The organism is Microcystis sp. M090S1, from assembly GCF_020246295.1.
GTDB classification, from domain to species: Bacteria; Cyanobacteriota; Cyanobacteriia; order Cyanobacteriales; family Microcystaceae; genus Microcystis; species Microcystis aeruginosa.
In genome coordinates, this window is record NZ_JADBTF010000012.1 from 1 (window position 1) to 5652 (window position 5652).

At 43.7% G+C, this 5652-nt stretch carries 3 protein-coding genes and 1 tRNA gene; 1 reads left to right on the forward strand and 3 read right to left on the reverse strand.

The genetic code is table 11. The features are described from left to right. Nucleotides 1-693: 693 nt before the first annotated feature. The 3 genes from IM477_RS00485 to IM477_RS00495 form a co-directional block, all read right to left on the reverse strand. A complete protein-coding gene (locus IM477_RS00485) occupies nt 694-2616 on the reverse strand; it encodes a S9 family peptidase (protein ID WP_287730027.1) in 1923 nt (640 codons plus the stop codon). A gap of 131 nt (nt 2617-2747) precedes the next feature. Continuing rightward, a tRNA-Pro gene (locus IM477_RS00490) sits at nt 2748-2821 on the reverse strand. Nucleotides 2822-2913: 92 nt separating this feature from the next. Continuing rightward, the gene (locus tag IM477_RS00495) at nt 2914-4119 is read right to left on the reverse strand and encodes an FAD-dependent hydroxylase (RefSeq protein WP_287730030.1); all 1206 of its coding nucleotides are present in this window, start codon (nt 4117-4119) and stop codon (nt 2914-2916) included. A gap of 207 nt (nt 4120-4326) precedes the next feature. Here IM477_RS00495 and IM477_RS00500 point away from each other — a divergent pair, with 207 nt between their 5' ends. Beyond that, nucleotides 4327-5169 carry a methyltransferase domain-containing protein gene (locus IM477_RS00500; RefSeq protein ID WP_287730034.1) on the forward strand — a complete coding sequence of 281 codons (843 nt, stop codon included), beginning with the start codon at nt 4327-4329 and terminating at the stop codon, nt 5167-5169. The last annotated feature ends 483 nt before the right edge of the window (nt 5170-5652 follow it).

Here is a 5652-nt window from a genome sequence, read left to right on the forward strand (position 1 = left end):
GGGGCGGCCGGTGCGAAAAATCCTTCGGGAAAGAAGCAGAAACCTAAATCGTGAGGTTTGGGAATCGCCGTCCGTTTTACGGCGGCGAGGATGTCAAGAAGACACTGCATATTGATCTTCAGGAGAGGGGTAGCAATAGCGTTGAGTTCCGATTTTTCTGGGACAACCCTAACCAGACTCGTACCTACAAAAGATACCTGAGTGAAATCAATCAACTGAGCGATAGGATTGAAGTAGCTTAAACTAATGGCAAAATCTTTTACTCCTGAGTTAAAAAAACGATTATTAGAGGCAAATTGCTATTTTGAAAGAGTAGGGAAAGGTGATCATGAAATTTGGTATAGTCCGATCCTGACGGGGTGACGATGTGGCTAGACAGCTTGCTGTATAATAGCCATAGTAAGACTTTTAGCCATAGCTAGTATATTCATACGGTGGAAGTTCAGTTATATTGAAAAACAAAGATCTAACTATAACAATCTAGAAAATATAATTATACTAAATCCGTTGAGTATAGGCTACTTATGAGGAGAGGCAATAGGCAAGAGGCAAAAGGGGAAATAAATAATCAGTTTTTAATAACCGGATTTGGTATTACTTGTGCAACAATGGTAATTCGCCTCAGACAGTGATGCAATTCAGACTTGAATTGGCCTCAGCGCCTCTCGAACCTAGGAAATTAATTTGGCACGACTACTTAATTTCTACGGGTTCTAAATTATCAGCAGGAGTAAAACCAAAGAGACGGGAATAGAAATAAAATTCTGCATCTAATGCTCGTTTTATCGATTCAGCTTGACGAAATCCGTGTTGTTCTCCCGCAAAGGGAACGTAAGCAACGGGTAAACCTTTCGCTTTTAAAGCTTCTACCATCATTTCCGCTTGATTGGGTGGAACCACTCGGTCTTCTAAACCTTGGAAAAAGATCACCGGACAGGATAACTGAGCGGTAAAATGAATAGGCGATCGCTGATAGTAAATTTCCTTTTCTTGAGGATAAAGTCCCACCAATTTATCTAAATATCTCGACTCGAATTTATGGGTATCGTTGGCTAAAACCTCTAAATCACTAACTCCGTAATAACTAGCTCCTGCTTTAAAAGTATCATGAAAAGTTAAGGCCGCTAAAGTTGTATAACCACCGGCGCTGCCTCCGGAAATTGCCAATCTTTCCCCATCGACTAATCCCTGATTAACCAAATATTTTGCCCCGTTGATGCAGTCTTCCACATCGACAATTCCCCAATTTCCCAGCAAACGCTGACGATATTGACGACCATAACCCGTACTACCGCCATAATTGACATCTAGATAGCCAAAGCCGCGACTGGTCCAGTATTGCACCCGCAGACTTAAACTAGAGGTCGCCGCAGCCGTCGGTCCACCGTGACTTTTGACTAAAAGGGGCGGTAATTCGCCATTGGGGGCGGTATAATCGGGGTTTTTGGGGGGATAATACCAAGCATAGGCAGTTAGTCCCTCACTGGTGGGAAAAGCAAGCATTTCCGGAATCGAGAAATAATCGCTAGAAACAGTTAAATTACTAGAAGATTTGAGAATTTCTCTAGTTCCTGTGGCTAAATCCCCTGAGATAACTGCTGTTACTTCCCTGAAAGAACCGCCAATAAAAACTATTTTACTCTCCCTGACTTGTAGAGAATAAATGTTAGTATCAGCAGTAATAATTTCTTGAAATTCTCGATTAAGAGTATCGATACTTCCTAAATACCAACGACCATTTTTTGTATAGCTACAAATAATCTGGGATTCCCCAGCAAAGCCGTAGTTAGATAAACCAAAAACCCAATGAGGGTAGGCAAATTCAGCATCAATTGGTTCGATAACTGGTTCGATTTGTTCATCGTGTTTAAAGCAATAAAAGTTCCAGAAATTATTGCGATCACTGGTAAAATATAACTGTTGATCGGCGGACCAGCGCGGTTCACACACCGACTCATTTTCACCACCAGCAATGACCCGAATATTACTCAAATAAAGATGATTAATATCGGCCACCCAAAGAAAAGAACTATCCCAGGGCATATTAGGATGATTCCAACTAATCCAAGCTAATCGAGAACCGTCGGCACTTAAGCGAGGAGAGGTATAAAAATCATCGCCTGATACTAAAGTTTCTATTTCTCCCGTATCTACATCGATGCTGACAATACTATTAACTGGTTCCCGATCTTTTTGGCTATGATCTTCACAAATACAGATTAAACGATTGCGAAATTCATCGAGAATTAAATCCGCATAACGACAGGAATTTTCTCGGGTCAGAGGCTGGGGTAAACTATCAGCAGTTTGGCGATAAATTCTTTGATCAGCAAAATTACAAAAATAGATAATTCCGGCAACAATTAGATAGGAACCTCCCCCGTATTCATGGACACGAGTTCGCACATTAAAAGGCACTGGAGTGATGTCTGTAGTTGTGCCGTCGGGGTTTAATTTAACTAAAACATTTCGCCCCTTTTCCTGTGGTCTGCCTTCTAACCAATAAATATCTTCTCCGTCTAGAGTTACACCGCCAAGACTAATCGATGCTGCCACAATTAGATCGGAGGTAATCGGCGATTTCCAGGAACCGTAAGCTGATATTTGATTAGACATTTTCTGCTAGAACAGTGATCTTAATGGTGAACTAACTTGATCAGGAACGCTGATAAATTAAGAGAATTCCCAGTAAACAGGACAAGGTAGGGATTGGTTGCATCCCTACCTAACTCTCTGTTTTTCTGCAATCGGAGCGGCGGGATTCGAACCCACGACCCCTACTACCCCAAAGTAGTGCGCTACCAAGCTGCGCTACGCCCCGATATTGAACCTTAACCATCATAGCGATAATCGCAGCATTTTGCAAGCTTTTTTTTTCTTCCTTTCTCCCCCATTCCAGGAATTAGCGGCCAGCTATCTAGCTAATTGGGGAATACGTCCTTTTAATCCCGTCATTAATTGCAGGGCAAACAATTTCAACGGGGGGAAACCACGCATAATTGCCAATCCGAGACGACGGATGACAACGATAGGCGGCCAGTTATTGGAGAACAGGCGATCAAGAAAATCCGTGAAGCCTAAAATCGCTAAATTCTCCGATCTACGCCATTTTTCGTAGGATTTTAGGGTAGAAAGCGCTCCGATATCCCCTTGCTTTTCCACTGCTTCCTTTAATACCTGCGCTAAAGCGGCCGCGTCGCGAATGCCTAAATTTAAACCTTGACCACCGACGGGATGACAACAGTGAGCGGCATCACCAATTAAAGCCAGTCGGGGTTTAACATAGGTATCACTCTGCATTAACTGTACGGGAAAGAGAGCGCGGGGGCTAACTAATTCGAGTTTTCCCAGTAATCCCCCCGTATATGCTTCTAATTTCTTGATAAATTCCGCTTCGGGCATTTCTTGCAGTTTTTTCGCTTCCCCATGGGGATTTGTCCAAACGATCTGACAGCGATTACCCTGGAGCGGTAAAATGCCCATCGGACCGGTGGGCCAAAATCTTTCAAAGGCGGTATCGTTGCGATCGAGTTGATGTTTAATGGTGAAAGCGACACAGGATTGCCAATATTTCCAACCTTTGGTTTTAATTTGCGCCCCTTGCCGGATAGCGGATCTGGCTCCATCGGCCCCGATGAGTAATTTTGTGGTGATTTTTCGGGTTTGACCGGCTTCTTCCAGGGTGACAGTGGCTGTTTCTGCTCCGTACTCCACTTCTAACACTTTGGCAGGGGATAACCAGTCAATGCGATCGCAATCTTGGCCAGCATTGTGCAGGGCGGTTAAAATCACTTGATGTTCGCCCACATAGCCCAAATAATCGGTTTTTAGCTCATCGACCACAAAGGGGACAAAAATCGGGTAATCGGCATCAGAAAGGCGAATATGACTAAATTTACCGATACTGGGCGAGATTTTATCCCAGATACCCAAGCCTGTAAAAATCCGGCTCGACATCAACGAGAGAGCATAAGCTTGACGACGGGAGGCGGCCACCTCTAGGGGGCGTTCCTCGATCATAGCGATATTTAATCCTGTATTTTTTAAGGCCACCGCTAGGGTGGTTCCGACTATGCCACCCCCGACAATGATTAAATCGTAGCTGTCCCGTCCTAACATATAAATATTTTTCTCAAAGATAATCAGTGACTACAATGATCTATTCTGACACGATTTTCGGGGTTGCTGTCGGGTTTGATGGTCTTCACCCCACCTAGCCATTGATAGACTTGGAAGGGTTTTGTCCGTCGTTGATATTTTCGGGTTAGGGTTGAGTAAGTGTTTCGGCTCTCTGCCAAGAGTGCCTCTCTTAACTAGGAAATCACCATGGAACTTGATCAACGAATAGCCGATTTTTATGACTCCTCTAGTGGACTGTGGGAAAGGATTTGGGGCGAACATATGCACCATGGTTACTACGGTCGGGGCGGCAAGATTAAACTCGATCGCCGTCAGGCACAAATTGATTTAATAGAAGAATTATTAACTTGGGGTGATGTCACCAGTGCTAATCAGATTCTCGATCTAGGTTGTGGTATTGGTGGCAGTAGTCTTTATCTGGCCGAAAAATTTCACAGCCAAGCGGTGGGGATTACTCTATCCCCGGTACAAGCCGCTAGAGCCAGCCAAAGAGCGCAAGAGTTTAATTTAGAAGAAAAAGTGAGTTTTCTTGTGGCTGATGCCCTAAAAACCCCCTTTCCTGACGATAATTTTGATCTGGTCTGGTCATTGGAAAGTGGCGAACATATGCCCGATAAAAGGCAATTTCTGCGGGAATGTTATCGGGTTTTGCAGCCCGGGGGGACTTTTTTGATGGCCACTTGGTGTCATCGTCCCACCACTTCCCTCGCCGGTAATTTAACGGAAGGGGAGATTAAACTATTAAACGAGATTTATCGGGTTTATTGTCTCCCCTATGTGATTTCTTTGCCAGAATACGCCGATATTGCCCGTGACATTGGCTTTCGAGACCTAAAAACCGATGATTGGTCCCTATCGGTGGCCGCTTTTTGGGATGTGGTGATTGACTCGGCCCTCAGCACAGATGCGATCGCTGGTTTGTTAGCAAGCGGTTACACTACTATCCAAGGAGCTTTATCTTTAGGGTTAATGCGGCGCGGTTACGAGTCGGGTTTAATTCGTTTTGGCTTACTGCAAGGGAAAAAATAATCGGTGGTGATTCGGAAGTAAGTCGAATCAAATCCTGTTTTTGTTCGGGGGTGATCCCTTCTGCATCGATAAAGGCCGATCTCTCCATTTCTTTTTAACAAAACTTAACAATTATTGGCAAAATTTTGCTTGCTTTTGTGGGGAGATTTTGAGATAATATTTTTAAAAGATTTTATTCATAATCGGAATCTTTGCACTCACTAAAATTTGCACAGATTCCCATTATAAGAAAAGCATAACGCAAACCGCCGACAAAGTCAAGTCCTTTCCCATACTTATGGGTGCGAATTTCCTGGAATCAAAAAAAGGGCTTTGGTGGGGGGCAGGTGTTGGGGAGATTTTTGCTGTGTTCAGTGAACAGTTATCGAAAATTTGGGTTAAAACCCCGTCCTTTTAGGACGGCTTTAAGCTACAATGGAAAAAGCGATAACCAAGCTAAAAACTGAACCTTGACAACAGATAGTAGGGGGTTTTGTTCAGAAA